Below are 16,997 nucleotides of genomic sequence, written 5' to 3'. Positions count from 1 at the left end.
ATATTAAATTATCTACGTTTTTTTATCTTAAATTGTCAGGCTAAATTCACCATTCTACTCGGCCGAATCACATTATCCATATTAATTTCTGCTACCCCTAAGAACAAATTCTCATCAGAAAATAACCGCACTTGACCATAAAGTTGTTGGCTATTTTCAAATTTCACTCGTTGCCCAAAGCCAACCGCTCGGGTTTGCTCTGAGGTTAATGTCAGCATGGGGAGTTTTGAAACAGCACTATCCACAGATAATAAATGGCTATCTAAAACCTCAAGATCTTGGCGTTCGGCTAGGGTTTGCAACTGTTCCCAAGTTAACATTTTCTCCGCTGGATAATCGGCTACCGCAGTACGGCGGAGCATGGTGACGTGGGCGCCACAGCCTAAATGTTCGCCTAAATCGTCCACCAAAGTACGGATATAAGTCCCTTTGGAACAATGAACTTCAAGGGTTAAATAGGGTGATTCATAGCCAATGAAATTCAGTTCAAAAATGGTAATGGGGCGAGCCTCACGTTCTACCGTAATACCTTGGCGAGCATATTCGTACAAGGGTTTGCCTTGATGTTTTAAGGCTGAAAACATGGTAGGCACTTGCATAATGTCACCACGAAAATGTTCAAGTGCGGTGAGAATTTCCTCTGTTTTTGACCGCACTTCTCGGGTTTGTACGACTTGACCTTCGGCATCGGAAGTATCGGTGCGTTCGCCTAATTTTGCGGTAACGATATAGCGTTTATCTGCGTCCAATAAAAATTGACTAAATTTGGTGGCCTCGCCTAAACAAATGGGTAACATGCCGGTGGCCAAAGGATCTAATGCACCGGTATGGCCGGCTTTATTGGCTTGATAAAGGCGTTTTACTTTCTGCAAAATATCGTTAGAGGACATGCCTTGCGGTTTATCTAATAAAAAAACGCCGTGAATATCACGGCCTTTTTTGCGTGGTCGGGACATTATGCTTCCTTATCTTCCACGTGGCGAGCTTGATCCTGACGAATCACATCGCTGACTAAATTCGACATCCGCATGCCGTCCACCAAGGAACGATCATATTCAAAATGTAATTCTGGCACAATGCGTAATCGCATGGCTTTGCCCAGTAATGAACGAATATACGGCGTGGCTTTTTCAAGCCCTTTCATACCTTGTTCAATGGCAGTTTCGTCATGATCAAACAAGAATGTGACAAAGACTTTGGCATAGGCTAAATCTCGGGAGACTTCCACGTCCGATACGGTGACCATGCCAATGCGTGGATCTTTGACTTCTCGTTGCAAGATAATGGCCACTTCTTTTTGTAATTCTTGTGCGACTCGGTCGGCACGTTTAAATTCTTTGCTCATTGTTTTCTCTTAAAATTTGCCCTCAATACCCTCACCCTAGCCCTCTCCCAAAGGGAGAGGGAACGATTTAAAGAATATCAAAATTATTCACTTTTTAACCACACTTTCCCCGTTCCCTTTAGGAGAGGGGATGATTTGAGAAAAGTCAAAATTCTTCACTTTTTAACCGCACTTTCCCCCTCTCCCTTTGGGAGAGGGGCAGGGGTGAGGGTAAAGGGTTTCAATATTAAATCGTGCGTTTTACTTCAACCACTTCAAACACTTCGATTTGGTCGCCGACTTTCACATCGTTGTAGTTTTTCACGCCGATACCACATTCCATACCGTTACGCACTTCGCTTACGTCATCTTTGAAACGGCGGAGAGATTCTAATTCGCCCTCAAAAATGACCACGTTATCACGTAATACACGGATTGGATTGTTACGTCTCACCACACCTTCTGTCACCATACAGCCAGCAATCGCACCAAATTTCGGATGACGGAACACGTCACGCACTTCTGCCAAGCCGATAATTTCTTGTTTGAATTCAGGTTGTAACATACCGCTCATGGCGGCTTTGATTTCGTTAAGCAATTCATAAATAATAGAATAATAACGTAAATCAATATGTTCATTTTCAATAATACGACGAGCAGACGCATCCGCACGGACATTAAAGCCCACCATAATCGCATTAGACGCTGCAGCTAAAGTTGCGTCCGTTTCGGTAATACCACCGACACCAGAACCCACCACTTTCACTTTCACTTCGTCGGTTGAAAGTTCTTGTAAAGATTGAACAATGGCTTCGACGGAACCTTGTACGTCGGCTTTCACGATCACGTTTAATTCGGCTAAATCGCCCTCGGCCATGTTGCTAAACATATTTTCCAGTTTGGCTTTTTGCTGACGAGCCAATTTCACATCACGGAATTTACCTTGACGATATAATGCCACTTCACGTGCTTTTTTCTCGTCACGCACCACGGTAGCCTCATCACCAGCGGCTGGCACGCCAGATAAGCCTAACACTTCCACAGGAATAGATGGGCCGGCATTGTCAATTTCTTTACCGTTTTCATCTCGCATCGCACGTACACGACCGTATTCAAAACCACAAAGTACAATGTCGCCACGGTTTAAGGTTCCCGATTGAACAAGGATAGTCGCCACGGGGCCACGGCCTTTGTCTAAGTAAGATTCAATCACCACACCGCTTGCCATACCATCTTTAATCGCAGTTAATTCAAGCACTTCCGATTGCAATAGAATCGCGTCAAGTAATTCATCTACACCCGTCCCTTTTTTAGCGGACACATACACAAATTGTACGTCACCACCAAATTTTTCAGCAACCACTTCATATTGCAATAATTCTTGCTCTACACGATCGGGGTTGGCCTCAGGCTTATCAATTTTATTCACCGCCACCACAATCGGCACACCGGCGGCTTTCGCATGTTGGACCGCCTCAATGGTTTGTGGCATCACGCCATCATCAGCCGCCACCACCAACACCACAATATCCGTGGCTTTCGCACCACGAGCACGCATGGAAGTAAAGGCCGCATGTCCCGGCGTATCTAAGAAAGTAATCACTTTGCCTTTGGTTTCAACATGATACGCACCGATATGTTGGGTGATCCCACCGGCCTCACCGGCGGCCACTTTGGCTTTACGAATATAGTCAAGTAACGACGTTTTACCGTGGTCAACGTGACCCATAATGGTCACCACTGGGGCACGATTGACTTTTTCTGCCTCAATATCACGGTCGCCTAAGACGGATTCTTCTAACTCATTTTCTTTACGCAAGATCACTTTGTGACCCAATTCTTCCGCCACCAGTTGTGCGGTTTCTTGGTCAATCACTTGGTTAATCGTCACCATTTCGCCCATTTTCATCATGGTTTTAATGATTTCAGAGGCTTTAATCGCCATTTTGTTGGCTAATTCTGCCACGGTAATGGTTTCACCGATCACCACATCACGGTTAACGGCTGCAGCAGGTTTAGTAAAGGCTTGTTGAATGGAACTGCCTTTTTTACCTTGTTTACCTTTGCCTTTAAAATCTTTTTGGTTTCGACGATCCGATTGGCGTTCATTTTTATTGCCTTTATCGTCATCACGTCCGCCTTTTTTGGCTTTAGTGACTTTATTTTTACCCCCACGGCCACGGCTTTCATTGCGACGAACATTTTCTTCTTCCGCATCACGGGCATAGCTTGAAGTTAAATGATAATCCGCAAATTCTTCTGTACTGCTACTTTCGCTGCTGTCATCACGTTCCGCATAGCGTTTGGCCTCTTCGGCTGCTTTGCGTGCTTGTTCTTCCGCTTTTTGGCGGGCTAATTCATCCGCTTTACGGCGTAATTCTGCCTCTTCTGCACGGCGTTTTTCTTTTTCTGGATCTAACGGTTTTTGCACCGCACTTTTTTCTGGTTTAGATTTCAATTCCACTTTGGCTTTGACTAAATCCGATTTGATTTCCAGCTCTTTTTTGCCTTTTTCGTTCGCTTTCTGAGCGGCCTCATTTTTCGCTTGTTGTTGGGCTTTTTGTTCTGCCTCTTTTTGTGCTTTTAAACGAGCCTCTTCTGCCGCTTTTTTAGCCGCTTCAGTGTCAATTTTACGTGATTTACGCACTTCAACCTGTACCGCTTTGGCTTTACCTGTCGGGGTTGTCGTACTCACTGTGGTTTTGGTACGGCGTTGTAAGCTCAATTTTTTAGGGGCTTGATTTTCTATTTTATCTGTCATACTGTTTCTCCTTACAACGATTAACTAAACCAACAGATTTCACGTGCGGCCATAATTAATTCAGCGGCTTTTTCTGGGCTTAATTCTTCAATTTCTGCTAAATCATCAACACCTTGTTCAGCTAATTCTTCCAGTGTCACGATACCTTGCTCGGCTAATTTAAAGGCGATATGACGTTCCATGCCGTCAAGATTTAACAAGCGATCTTCAATGTGTGCCGATTCCAAGGCTTTTTCTTCCGCTAACGCCGTCGCGGTAATCACATTTTTAGCTCGGGTTTGTAATTCTTCAATTAAGTCTTCGTCTTCTAAACCGTCAATGGCGGTTAATTCACTGACCGACACATAAGCAATTTCTTCTAAAGAAGTAAAACCTTCATCAATTAAGATTTGTGCAAAATCTTCATCAATTTCAAGGGCCGACATAAATAATTTTAAGATTTTATTATCTTCCGCTTGGTGTTTTTCATTTAACTCATCGGTGGTCATCACATTTAATGTCCAACCAGTTAACTGCGTGGCTAAACGGACATTTTGTCCATTACGACCAATGGCTTGGGCCAAATTCGCTCCCTCAACCGCAATGTCCATGGAATGATTATCTTCATCTACCACGATAGAACTCACATCCGCAGGGGCCATGGCATTAATCACATATTGCGCAGGATTGTCATCCCAAAGCACGATATCCACACGCTCACCACCTAATTCATTGGTGATGGCTTGTACTCTCGCCCCACGCATGCCGACACAAGCACCCACGGGATCAATGCGTTTGTCACTGCTTTTCACAGCAATTTTCGCTCTTGAACCGGGATCACGTGCGGAGCCTTTGATTTCAATCACTTCTTCGCCAATTTCTGGCACTTCCAAACGGAATAATTCTTCTAACATCACCGGTTTGGCACGAGTAACAAATAATTGCGCCCCTTTGCTTTCAGGGCTGACTTTGTATAACACGCCACGCACACGGTCACCGGGGCGGAAATTTTCACGTGGCAACATATCTTCACGCACAATCACGGCCTCGGCTTTCACCGGATCTTCTTTGTTCCCAATTAATTCTAAAATAATGGTTTCACGGTTGACTTTTTTCACCGTACCAATCACAATTTTGCCTTCTTCGCTGATAAACTGTTCCACCACACGGCTACGTTCTGCATCACGAATCTTGGTGCTGATCACTTGGCGAGCGGTTTGCATGGTGATACGGTCAAAGGCCACGGATTCAATTTGATCTTCCACAAAATCGCCTAACTGAATCTCAGGTTCATCTAAGCGAGCAGCCTCTAAAGTAATTTCTTTCGTCGGGTTAGTGACTTCTTCCACCACCATCCAACGACGGAATGTGTCAAATTCACCGGTTTTTGGATCAATCACCACACGCACATCAATTTCAGACGGTTTTTCCACCCCTAAACGCTCTTGTTTTTGCGCATGTTTCTTCTTAGTTGACAGTGCAATGGCACTTTCTAAGGCTTCAAAAATCACTTCTTTCGGTAGGGATTTCTCGTTAGACACAGCTTCCGCTGCAAATAAAATCTCTTTACTCATTTTTTCATTATCCTTTTAATAGTTAAATTCAGTCATTAAAATTTTGCCACCACGTGGGCTTTTTGAATATTGCCAAACACCAAGGTTTGCGGTTGATTATCCACCATCAAGGTCAACATATCATTGTCGATTTTTTCCAATATGCCTTGCCATTTACGACGATCCGCCACCGGAATGCGTAAATGTACGCTAATCTCTTTGCCTACATAACGTTGATATTGTGCTAAGGTAAACAATGGGCGATCTAAACCGGGTGAGGACACTTCCAAATTGTATTTATCCGCAATGGGATCTTCCACATCTAAAATCGCACTCACCTGACGGCTGACATCGGCACAGTCTTCAATTCCCACGCCACCTTCTTTATCAATAAATAAACGTACGGTCATAAAACGACCAGTGCGTTGACATTCGATTCCCCACAGCTCACAGCCGAGATCTTGCACGGAATCTTGTAGTAATTCTGTTAATTTTTGTTCTAATGTTGCCATGGTTTCTCCGTTTATTTTTACCCTCACCCTAGCCCTCTCCCAGAGGGAGAGGGGACGGTTTTTGTGTTAATGACAAATTTAATTCTTCCCTCGATCAGCCCCCTCTCCCTTTGGGAGAGGGTTGGGGTGAGGGTTATTTCAAGCACAAAAAAAGGGCCTAAAAGCCCAGTGTAAATGTCCAAATTTTACGTACAAAAAAACCCAAATTCCAAATTTGGGTTTCACTGAACCTTTATTTCCTTTCTGAGCAATAATCCCTTTCAGAAAGTGGTTGCGGGGGCCGGATTTGAACCAACGACCTTCGGGTTATGAGCCCGACGAGCTACCAAGCTGCTCCACCCCGCGTCCGAAATATGGGGCATATTATACATAAAATTTGTGAAAATACAACTCTTTTTTAAAATCCGCTGCCAATATCCCAATAGATACCAATAGAAACAACCTGCTCAAAAACAATGTTGTTAAGTCATAAAGGTTCTTAGCCGTGTTTAACCAATGTGTTGATTAGATTTCCATTTAAATTGCTCAAAAATACATCAGTTTATAATAAAAATTTTGTTAATTTTTTACAATAAAAGTAATATTTAATAAACTCCTCAGATAAAAATAATTATGGATAAAAAATTTGACTTGCAAAATTATCTTGCCACCATTCCACAAATAAATGATGAAAAAGATATTGAAAATTTATTTAATGTGATGAATGTGGTGGCTAATTTATCTATTCCTATTGGTCAAAAAACTGCTTTATTAAATCAGATGGAAAGCAAGTTGAAAGATAATCCTAAATTTCAAGAGATTACTGAAAGCCATAAACCAGAAATAGAGAAAATGCAGAAAATCATGGCAAATTTGGCACATGATCTGGCAGAAAAAAAAGAGCAGGTCAATAAACAACAGCAAGAAATTAAAACTGGTCAGCAGTTTAATCTGCAGCAGTTGAATCTGTTGAAGGGATATGAGTTATATAAGTATGTTATGGATAATATGACTGATCCAAGTCAATGGGATCAGATAGCACCCAAACAACAAAAAGAACTTATAAAACAAAGTGTTAAAGAATTTAGAGAAAATCCCAATGAAGAAAATGCTGTTAACTTGACTAAAATTATGGGGCTTGCAAGCAAATCACCTGAAAATTTAAATACTATTCTTGATGAAATACAAAACTTACCTGAGAAAGAGAGAAAAATTTTTAATGATTTTTTTAATAGTAAGAAAGGTCAGGCTTTATTTGATAAATGGGCAGGAGGGGCTAATGTAAAACCTGAAGAAAAAGAATTTTTGAAAAATGTTTTTATTGTTGCTTTATCTGTTGGTAAACATGGGGGGATTTGTATTGAACTTACTAAAGATGGTATTGAAATAAAACCAGACACAGAAGAAAACAGGATTAGATATAAGAAAATATTAGATGAAAAAATAAAAAATGAGAAAGATCCTAAAGTTAAGGAAGCCTTGCAGTTTGTTTCTGCTCAGATTGTTGAACAGGAAATAAAAAGAAATAAAATATTTAAAGGTTATTGGGACGATTTTTTACTTCATAAACCTATTTATAAAGTTTATGATCAGTTGAGTGAGCATTTAAATAAAGCATTTGATATTTTCCAAAAATTTAATGCTAATTCTAAATGGGATATTGTTAATTTAGTGAGATCTGAACACAACACATTATTAGGGCAGTTATTACATTCTCAATTAACATTATATTTAGTAGGTGATAAAGATGCTAAAGAAGATGTGCTAAATAATGCCTTTTTTAGAAATCTCTATGAAAAAAGTAAGGCTCAAGGCAATGATCATTATTTATTTAAGACTGTACTGGAAGGAATGTGGTTTGATGAGAAGTCAGCAGAGAAAATACTATCCTTAATAGAAAAGGATTTGCAAAATAATCCTACTATTAATCCTGACCATACTGGAATTAGTAAGAAATATTGCAAAGAATATATGCAAGAAAGGGATAATTATTACCACATAGCAATTGCAGTTTCTCAACATATTGATAAGAATATTAAAGCAGTTGATGTTTATGATGTTTTTAGAAGAATAAATAATAGTGAAAAATTATCAGAGATGGATCTTTATATACTTGATAAGATTAAAGAATTAGAAGAAAATCCTAGCATAAAATATAATCCATTAATAAAAGGAACTTCAATAAAATCAACCAATAGTGAAATTTTAGAAAAGTTTTATAAAGTAACTCAATTAGATTCTGAACAACTTGAACAACTAATACAAAATAATAATCAGCCAAAAGAAGTAAAAACAGAACATATTTCTGAAAGACCAGATAAAATTTTAGCAGTTGCAGATATGAAACAGTCAAAAGCAGTAGCAGAAGAATTTTATAATAATAATTATAGTGATTTAGCAATGAAAAATCCTATAAAAAAAGAAACAGAAGAACACTTGGATAAAGGTAGTGTAGGCTCTATAAATGATATAAGTAATAGCAGTTTAAATGGATAAAGATAAAAAGCAATAATAAATATTATTGCTTTTTACTTATTAGTATGATCTATAATTAATGTAATTAATCATAATTTCTAAAGATTTATGTTTTTCAAAGGCTCCTATTTTAAATAAGTCTTGCTTTTCTTTACTTAATTTAAACTTATCCAAAAGAAAAATTATTCTATTGTCAATCCCCACTAAATTATTCAAAATACTGTGGCTATATAATTTATTATTAAAAATCTTCTCTACATAATCACCGCGAATATCAAGGATTTGCTTGAGTTGAGATGGTTCAAGAGTATTTAATTTTTCTTTTAATTCATTATTAAAACTTTTAATGTCTTTCTCAAAATCTTTTAAACCAATTAATTCATTAGGATCTAAAGGCTGTATTAAATCTTTATAAGTATAGGTTTTTCCCCTGAATGTACTTTTAATCTTTTTCATTTCTGGGGTAATTTCACCATACCAAAATAATTGAGTTCCATCAGGTGAGCAATATCTTTCTTTACTAATAAATCTATCTTGACAACCATAAGAAAAAACATTTTGAGAAATAAAAAGAAAACTTAAAAAAAATCCTAATTTAATTTTATTTTTGAGCATATAAACTCCTTTATTATTATATTTATTTTTATTTGGATGTTATCGTAGATAAAAATAAATACAATAGTTTTTTATTAAAATTTTAGTAAATTTTCTGAATAAAAAATAACAAATTTAAATTCAGAAAATATACAATTTTTGTATTTTATTTACCCAATAAGGCTTTGTTTATAAAGCCTTATTTTATGGGGGTATCAACACATTGGTTAAACACGGCTAAGAATTATTTATCTGACATATCTGTTATTTTACTTTTTCCCTTTTTTCATTCTTATTATTGCTTATTTTTTCGTCTTTTATTTCCAATTCTGATATTCTTACCAAACAGCAATTATTCCCCGATAAAAATAACAAGTTATTATCATTATCGTAATGTGGTTCTATTGGAATAACATTTGCTTTTTTGTTATCATCAAAAGAAATAAAATAATAATAGCCTATTCCGTTTTTGATTTTTTCTTCACCTGATTTGTGAGCTATTTTGTTAGCTATGGCACTTAGTATAATTACAATGATTGTTGGAATTATAAACAATATGCTATCCTTTAATCCCCATAGGTTATTAGATGGGATATTAGGAATAACAATAAATAATATTATTACCGTTGCTAAGATAGAAAATAAACAATCCAATAAATTTATTTTCGTTGACGAAGCAAGTATATATGTTATAGAAGAAACGAATATGCTCAAAAATATAGTTATAGCTAGGTATCCAAGTTGATCTATAGGATCTAAATTAGCTTCTTTTCCTAGCAAGTTAAAAATATATTCACTATTAAGGGCTAACTTTAAAAGAATAAGTATCAACACAGCACCAACTATCCATACAATACGTCCATACCATATTTTCTTCGTAGAGCTATTACTTTTCATACGTTGTACCTTTGCTTTGATTTATCAATCGGAATTTATACTAACATTGTTTTTTTTTTGCACAACACCTGATTATTTATTCGACTATTTTTTAACCAAAAGACAAACAGACATGACTAACTAGCGCTAGGCGATAGCGAAACTGAAATGGGATAAAGGCAGGAAAAAACAACGTAGGAGCGGATCTATGTATCCGCCCGTCAAATTCGGTGCGTAGTTTCGGGCGGATACGCAGATCCGCCCCTCCATTTTAGGTGAGTACCCTCAACATAAAACAGAATATCTACTAATTAAACCTCGGATAAAGCGGTCGTTTGGAGATCTCTTTGATCTTGACCCTGAAATAGGTTTTATCAATAAAATCAAAGATTTCTTTTTGCTTTTCATCCAGATCATCTTGACAATAGGTCAACTGGAAATAGACGATATAATTCGGCAAATATTTGGTCGCCACGCCCATTAAATGATCTTCAATAAAGGTGCGAAAATGCCTGTGGGCGTTGTTGACTAAACTTAAGCTGTAACCTGCTTGCTTATGTTGTTTGGGTGGGATTTTGATATGCTCAAAATGGAAATCCAACGCCACTTTGTTATAGGCGGCTTTGGAATCTGTCACGAGCGTGGCATTTTCTTTAATTTTTCCTTGCAAGGCGTTTTTTAATTCCGCCGTGCTAGGATTGCCCCGATTGGAAATCGTGGCATGCAATTTTCGGCTTTGATCCACGGCAAAAGTTAGGCAAAATTTATCATCCGAAATGCCACGAGTGGATTGGGGCGGTTGAACTTGAAGCTCTTTTAGTCTCTTTTCAAGTTCCGCTCTCTGTTCCGCTTCCTGTTCGGGTGTGCAGGTCCGTTTGTAAAACTTCTTAATATCCGGCCAGCGTTGCCCTTTATTGCTGCGACTAAAATACATTTCATCTGCTTGAACAATCCCTTGTAATTCTTGCTGATCAAACATATTTTTTAGGCAATCCAATAACTTATGTCGCCAAGCAAAGGCCGTTGGTAAACTAATTTCACACATTCTGGCGGTCTCTCGCAGACTCAGTTTGCGCAGAAAACAGAACACATAATAATGCCAAACGAGCCGTTCTTTTTGCGAGCCATATAAAATCGTCTTGCTTTCCGCCGTGAAGGATTTGTTGCAAAAGCGACATAAATAACGTTGAGAACCGCACTTTGTGCCGTTTTTAACAAAATGCGCAGAACGGCAATGGGGGCAAAATTTCGGCGGTTTTGGCTTATTAGACATAATTTGGCAAATATTGGCAAAACGACTAAATTGCGCTTGTTCTTCCTTAGGTAGCTTAACAAAGCTAAATTTTAGCTCACTCAGTTTGCTTCGTTTACTCATATTTTCTCCACAAGATAATAGCTACCCAAATTTAGTTACCTTAGTTTTAGTGACGCCAGCTCAACAATATCCATTCCACCCGCTAGTTTCGACAAACAATCTCCCTGCATAGCAACGGGACGGGTTCGGATAATTTGGTCGGTTGTGACTGCAAGCCAGTGGGCAAGCAGGCAAAGGTGGCATTGAGCAAGGCTTCTACCACATTTTGATGTTTTTGCACGCTACAAATCAGGCGGTTTGGCAATAAATCTAGCATGTCATCATTCCCAAAGGTAGCTATCGCCAATTCTTTTGGGATCGATTTACGTTGGCTTAATAACACGCTGAAGATCCCTTGCAACAAGGTGAGCGACGTCACAAAAATGGCGTCAGGCAACGGATTATGGCTTAACCATTGCGAAAAGGTTTTAGCACAACTTTCTTTATGGAAATGATCGGCATATAAAAACTCAGCCGATTTTGACCGCACTTCGAGGGCTTTACGAAAGCCAATTTCCCGTTCTCGACTGGTTTGTAATTCGGGCAAAGCGCCTAAAAATAGCACTTTGTCATAGGAATGTTGAAAGAGTTTATCCGCTAATTGAAAAGCGTCCTGTTCATCATGGGTTAACACATTCAACACATTTTCCGCGTTGATACGGCGGTCAAACCCAATGACCGGCACTTTATCTGCATATTCTGCATAAAAACCATGATCGGGCGACAATGCACTGGATACAATTAACGCATCAACATTGCGGTGTAATAACTGATTAGCGCAACTCATTTCATTGTTTTCATTGTCATTCGAGCAGCCAATCAAAAGTTGATAACCTTTTTCACGACAACGATTTTCTAACTGATTGGCAATTTTCGCATAACTCATATTTTCAAAATCAGGGATAATTAATCCAATGGTGCGACTTTTTCCTGCTCGCAAACTCGCGGCTAACATATTAGGTTTGAAATCATATTCATGAATTAATGCTTTGACTCTGGCAATGGTTTTATCACTCACTCGGTGTTGCTTAGCCTTTCCATTCACCACATAACTGACCGTGGTGCGTGACACCCCAGCTAATTTGGCTAATTCCTCTAACTTCATCGTTCCCTCAATACTGCAAAATTCCCAGTGTTGATTATAAATTCATTATCCGGTATAAATAAAGCCTTGATTTTCAAAAGTTTGATCTAGATCGCAAAATTTTAACCAAAATGCGCTAATCCATATTGATACAAGGCATTTTTCTTCGCCCCATATAATTCAGCCACAATCGCCGCCGCTTTTTTTAACGGCAATGCTTGGCTAATTAATTGCAAGGCTTTCACGGCTTGCGGATCAAATGCCTCATTCTCCGTTTGGCTATATCCCTCAATAATTAACACCATTTCGCCTTTGGTACGATTGGGATCTTCAGCTAACCATTGGCGCAAATTCCCTACATGATCGCCAGAAATCGTTTCCCATGTTTTGGTGATTTCTCGGGCAAGCACCACATAACGATCTGCCCCCAACACCGTTTCCACATCCGCCAAGGTGTCTGCAATACGGTGTGTGCTTTCATAAAAGATCAATGTGCGGTCTTCTTTGGCTAAGTTTTCCAATTTATCTCGGCGAGCCTTGCTTTTTGCGGGTAAAAATCCCTCAAAACAAAAACGATCGGAGGCAATACCCGAGGCACACAAGGCGGTAATCGCCGCACAAGCCCCCGGCAATGGCACCACGTTCAGCCCTGCTTGACGACATTTTCGTACTAAGTGGAACCCCGGGTCGCTAATGAGTGGCGTCCCCGCATCGGAAATTAAGGCAATGTTTTGCCCTTGTTGTAATTTTTCCACTAATAAATCCGCTTTTTGCTGTTCATTATGATCATGTAACGCAAAAAACGGCTTTTTAATGCCATAATGGCTTAATAATAAACCACTGTGACGGGTATCTTCCGCTGCAATTAAATCCACCTTGGAAAACACGTCTAATGCCCGTTGCGTAATGTCTTGTAAGTTGCCAATGGGCGTGGCAACGATATATAAAGTCCCTGAATTTGTCATTTTATCTCTTCTTTTATTGCTTTTAATTGATGAGCGAAGTAAGATCTACACTTCTTTCTTATCACGGAGTTATTATGTCTATTCTATTACAAGGGACGAAATTTAAAAAACGTTTAATGCCACTTTTATTTCCTGTGTTATTGGCAGGCTGTACAAACTTATTCGGAAGTGACTTTGATCAAACCTTAAAATTGGACGCCAATGCCAGTTCCGATTTTTATATGAATAAAATAGCCCAAACCCAAGAATTAGAAGATAAACAAACCTATAAACTTTTAGCGGCTCGTGTCTTAATCACGGAAAATAAAGTGGCGCAAGCCGAGGCCTTATTAGCAGAGTTAAATCTCAAAGAACTCACGCCAGAACAATTATTAGATAAATCCATTATTGACGCCCATATTTCAGCGGCCAAACAACAGAATAGCCAAGCCGAAAGCCAATTAAAATTGATTAATTTGGCGCAACTTAGCCCGTCACAAAGCGCCCGTTATTATGAAGTTTCTGCACGTATTGCGGAAAACCAAAATCAATTTATGGACGCCGTCAAAGCCCGTATTAAAATTGACAGCTATCTCACTGACGTTCAACGCAAACAAGACAATATTGACGACATTTGGGCGTTATTACGCAAAACCAACAAAGGCACCGTAAACAGTACATCTGCTGATGGGGATGTTTCCTTAGGCGGTTGGCTCGCCTTAGCGCAAGCCTACAATGACAACATTAATCAACCCACCCAATTAAGCCAAGCCTTACAAAATTGGAAAACCGCTTACGCAACCCATAGTGCGGCCTATTTATTCCCAACAGAATTAAAAAGTTTATCCAATTTCCAACAAACACAAGTCAACAAAGTGGCATTGTTACTGCCTTTAAGCGGGGATGCACAATTAATTGGCAGTACCGTGAAATCGGGGTTTGATAACGCCAAAGGTGAAACAAGTGAAAGTGAGAGCAATATTCAAGTTGATGTGATTGATACCATGACAACGGATATTCCAACTGCCATTGAACAAGCCAAACAATCGGGCGCCATGGCCGTGGTGGGGCCATTGTTAAAAAACAATGTGGATGTGGTGTTAAGTAACCCAAGCAGCATTCAAGGCTTGAATGTGTTAGCCTTAAATTCCACTCCAAATGCTCGTGCCGTCAATCAGCTTTGTTATTATGGTTTAGCCCCTGAAGATGAAGCCGAATCTGCTGCGGATAAAATGTGGAATGATAATATTCGCTCTCCGTTAGTCATGGTGCCGCAATCTGACTTAGGCCAACGCACCGCCAGTGCTTTTACCGTACGTTGGCAACAACTGTCTGGTACTGATGCCAATATTCGTTTCTACAATCAAGCGCAAGATATTGCACTTGCCTTAGAAGAGGGTGCCAGTAAGCAAGCGGAAGCCATGTATATTGTGGCCTTAAGCGAGCAATTAAGCGAACTCAAATCCGTGATTGATAACGTAAACCCGAATCTTAAACTGTATGCTAGCTCACGCGTCAATTCGTCCAACAATACGCCAGAATACCGTTTACAAATGAATGGGTTACAATTCAGTGATATTCCATTCTTTAAAGAGACGGATTCTGAACAATATAAAACCATTGAAAGCAAAACCGGTGGCGATTATTCCTTAATGCGATTGTATGCCATGGGCGCAGACGCATGGTTATTAATTAATAAATTCAATGAATTACGTCAAGTACCCGGTTATTCTGTGAGCGGATTAACTGGGAAACTGAGCGCTGGCCCGAACTGTAATATTGAACGTGATATGACGTGGTTCCAATACCAAGACGGCAATATCAATACCATTAAAAACTAATGTTTTCGGCCAAACGAACCCGTTCGACCAAACAACAAGGGGCGAGATTTGAGCGCTATGCTCGCCTCTTTTTAGAACAACAAGGGCTACGCTTTGTGGCCGCCAATCAATCTTTTAAGTGCGGTGAAATTGATTTGATTATGTTAGAGGGCGACACCATTGTATTTGTAGAAGTGCGTCAACGTAAAAACGATCATTTTGGTTCCGCAGTAGACAGTGTCGATTGGCGCAAACAACAAAAATGGCAAGACGCTGCCAATCTATGGCTCATGCAACGAGGACAAAGTCTTGAAGATGCCGATTGCCGTTTTGATTTGGTGGCCTTTGGTCAACAAGTAGATGATCTTGAATGGATTCCTAATTTTTTGGATTAATCATGCTAACAAAAATTAACGATCTTTTTGCCGAAAATATTCAAATTCAAATTGCGGCCTCAAAATCTTTAGCCAACAATCTTTGTCTGGCCACGCAAAATGTGGTTAATTGCTTATTAAGTGGGCATAAAATTATTGTGTGCGGATTAGGGCGTTCCTATGCCAATGCACAATGTTTAGTGGCTAATTTAATCAACCGCTACGAATTAGAACGGCCCAGTTTTCCCTCGGTATTACTCAGCCTCGAGGGCGCTATTGGTTCAGCGATTATGGCTGACAACCCAAACGAAACCTTACTGCAACGCCAATTTAATGCCGTGGCACAACAGGGGGATATTTTAATTGTCCTCTCTTCTCTTGGTAATGAATCGCCCATTTTAAATGTGGTACAACAGGCCTTTACCAAAGAAATTTCGGTAATCGCCTTAACCGGTAATAATAGCGATCATTTACGTGGATTATTAACGGAAAATGACTTAGAAATCCCCGTACCAAGCCATCGGGAAAGTCGCATTTTAGAGGGGCATTTATTCCTCATTAATGCCCTTTGTGAGCTTATTGATCACAGTTTATTTACACAAAGCAGTTGACAAAAAGCACAACTCACCACAGACTATATACAGATTATTTTAAGGAGGAAATCAAATGAAAATGAACATATTAAAAAAGCTCGGTCTTCTCTTAACCGCTAGCGTTATGCTACAAGGTTGTGTTGTTTTAGGATTAGGGGGCGCTGCCGTTGCCACCAAAGTAGGAACTGACCCCCGCACTGTGGGTTCACAAGTAGATGATGAAACCTTAGAACTGAAAGTCTATGATGCCGTCACCAAAGATGAACAAATCAAAGCAGAAGGACGTGTTGTTGTGGTCTCTTACAGCAATCGTATCTTATTGCTCGGTCAAGTGCCTGAAGAAAGCCTAAAAGAAGTGGCCACGGGTTTAGCTAAAGGCGTAGAAAATGTAGGTGATGTTTACAATGAAATGCGCACTGGCTCGCCAATTAGCGCCGCACAAAAAGCGCAAGACAGTTGGATCACCACCAAAATTAAATCCAATATGTTGCTTGATTCTGCGGTAAAAACCACCGACGTCAAAGTGATTACCGAAAATAACGAAGTCTTTTTACTCGGTAACGTCACCCAAGATCAAGGTTCAGCCGCGGCAGAAGTGGCACGTAAAGTGTCTGATGTAAAGAAAGTGGTGAAAGTGTTTAAATACTTAAATTAACAACTTCCCCAAGCAACGATAATTATCATGCGTTGCGCCTTGTGTGAAATGCGCCGAGTACGCTTGTACTCGGTTTAACCGCATATAAAGTGCGGTTTATTTTATTGATTTTTTTATAAA

The 16,997-nt window shown here is 39.5% G+C and carries 15 protein-coding genes and 1 tRNA gene; 5 read left to right on the top strand and 11 right to left on the bottom strand.

The genetic code is table 11. The features are described 5' to 3' along the window. Positions 1–35: 35 nt before the first annotated feature. The 6 genes from truB to ACTG7X_RS07505 form a co-directional block, all read right to left on the bottom strand. A complete protein-coding gene (gene truB / locus ACTG7X_RS07530; RefSeq protein ID WP_439257893.1) occupies positions 36–956 on the bottom strand; it encodes a tRNA pseudouridine(55) synthase TruB in 921 nt (306 codons plus the stop codon). After that, positions 956–1,345: a 30S ribosome-binding factor RbfA gene (rbfA, locus tag ACTG7X_RS07525; protein ID WP_439242108.1), complete on the bottom strand. Its 390-nt coding sequence runs from the start codon at positions 1,343–1,345 to the stop codon at positions 956–958. Before rbfA ends, truB begins: the two co-directional genes overlap by 1 nt. 226 nt (positions 1,346–1,571) lie before the next feature. Further along, positions 1,572–4,085, bottom strand: a complete 2,514-nt coding sequence (gene infB, locus ACTG7X_RS07520) for a translation initiation factor IF-2 (RefSeq protein ID WP_439257892.1) — start codon at positions 4,083–4,085, stop codon at positions 1,572–1,574. A gap of 20 nt (positions 4,086–4,105) precedes the next feature. Next, positions 4,106–5,638, bottom strand: coding sequence for a transcription termination factor NusA (nusA, locus tag ACTG7X_RS07515; RefSeq protein ID WP_439242111.1), 1,533 nt, complete (start codon positions 5,636–5,638; stop codon positions 4,106–4,108). Between the two features lie 35 nt (positions 5,639–5,673). Then, on the bottom strand, positions 5,674–6,129 hold the full coding sequence (gene rimP / locus ACTG7X_RS07510; RefSeq protein WP_439257891.1) for a ribosome maturation factor RimP: 456 nt from the start codon (positions 6,127–6,129) through the stop codon (positions 5,674–5,676). Positions 6,130–6,397: 268 nt separating this feature from the next. Further along, positions 6,398–6,474, bottom strand: a tRNA-Met gene (locus tag ACTG7X_RS07505). Positions 6,475–6,741: 267 nt separating this feature from the next. Between ACTG7X_RS07505 and ACTG7X_RS07500 the strand changes: the two genes are divergently transcribed. Continuing rightward, positions 6,742–8,604: a hypothetical protein gene (locus tag ACTG7X_RS07500; protein WP_439257890.1), complete on the top strand. Its 1,863-nt coding sequence runs from the start codon at positions 6,742–6,744 to the stop codon at positions 8,602–8,604. Positions 8,605–8,643: 39 nt separating this feature from the next. Here ACTG7X_RS07500 and ACTG7X_RS07495 read toward each other — a convergent pair whose 3' ends face one another. From ACTG7X_RS07495 to rsmI, 5 genes are all read right to left on the bottom strand, one after another. Beyond that, positions 8,644–9,198, bottom strand: a complete 555-nt coding sequence (locus ACTG7X_RS07495) for a hypothetical protein (RefSeq protein WP_439257889.1) — start codon at positions 9,196–9,198, stop codon at positions 8,644–8,646. Between the two features lie 243 nt (positions 9,199–9,441). Further along, positions 9,442–10,074 carry a hypothetical protein gene (locus ACTG7X_RS07490; protein WP_439257888.1) on the bottom strand — a complete coding sequence of 211 codons (633 nt, stop codon included), beginning with the start codon at positions 10,072–10,074 and terminating at the stop codon, positions 9,442–9,444. A gap of 286 nt (positions 10,075–10,360) precedes the next feature. Then, entirely contained in the window at positions 10,361–11,428 is a 1,068-nt protein-coding gene (locus tag ACTG7X_RS07485; protein ID WP_439257887.1) for an IS1595 family transposase, read from the bottom strand. Between the two features lie 82 nt (positions 11,429–11,510). Further along, on the bottom strand, positions 11,511–12,512 hold the full coding sequence (gene cra / locus ACTG7X_RS07480) for a catabolite repressor/activator (RefSeq protein ID WP_439257886.1): 1,002 nt from the start codon (positions 12,510–12,512) through the stop codon (positions 11,511–11,513). Positions 12,513–12,613: 101 nt separating this feature from the next. Further along, complete coding sequence (gene rsmI / locus ACTG7X_RS07475; protein WP_439257885.1) at positions 12,614–13,456, bottom strand: 16S rRNA (cytidine(1402)-2'-O)-methyltransferase; 843 nt, start codon at positions 13,454–13,456, stop codon at positions 12,614–12,616. A 74-nt stretch (positions 13,457–13,530) separates the two neighbouring features. Between rsmI and ACTG7X_RS07470 the strand changes: the two genes are divergently transcribed. From ACTG7X_RS07470 to dolP, 4 genes are read left to right on the top strand one after another with little or no spacing between them, the layout of a single operon-like run. Next, the gene (locus ACTG7X_RS07470) at positions 13,531–15,276 is read left to right on the top strand and encodes a penicillin-binding protein activator (RefSeq protein WP_439257884.1); all 1,746 of its coding nucleotides are present in this window, start codon (positions 13,531–13,533) and stop codon (positions 15,274–15,276) included. After that, positions 15,276–15,650 (top strand): YraN family protein, encoded by a 375-nt coding sequence (locus tag ACTG7X_RS07465; RefSeq protein WP_439257883.1) that lies wholly within the window; start codon positions 15,276–15,278, stop codon positions 15,648–15,650. The genes ACTG7X_RS07470 and ACTG7X_RS07465 overlap by 1 nt, the downstream gene beginning before the upstream one ends. A 2-nt stretch (positions 15,651–15,652) precedes the next feature. Further along, positions 15,653–16,240: a D-sedoheptulose-7-phosphate isomerase gene (locus tag ACTG7X_RS07460; RefSeq protein ID WP_439257882.1), complete on the top strand. Its 588-nt coding sequence runs from the start codon at positions 15,653–15,655 to the stop codon at positions 16,238–16,240. A gap of 55 nt (positions 16,241–16,295) precedes the next feature. After that, a complete protein-coding gene (gene dolP / locus ACTG7X_RS07455) occupies positions 16,296–16,877 on the top strand; it encodes a division/outer membrane stress-associated lipid-binding lipoprotein (protein WP_439257881.1) in 582 nt (193 codons plus the stop codon). The last annotated feature ends 120 nt before the right edge of the window (positions 16,878–16,997 follow it).

Origin of the sequence: Lonepinella sp. BR2271 (assembly GCF_051851515.1) — a bacterium.
GTDB lineage: Bacteria > Pseudomonadota > Gammaproteobacteria > Enterobacterales > Pasteurellaceae > Lonepinella.
The sequence above is the reverse complement of the archived record's forward strand: the minus strand, read 5'-3'. Positions and strand labels throughout refer to the sequence as shown.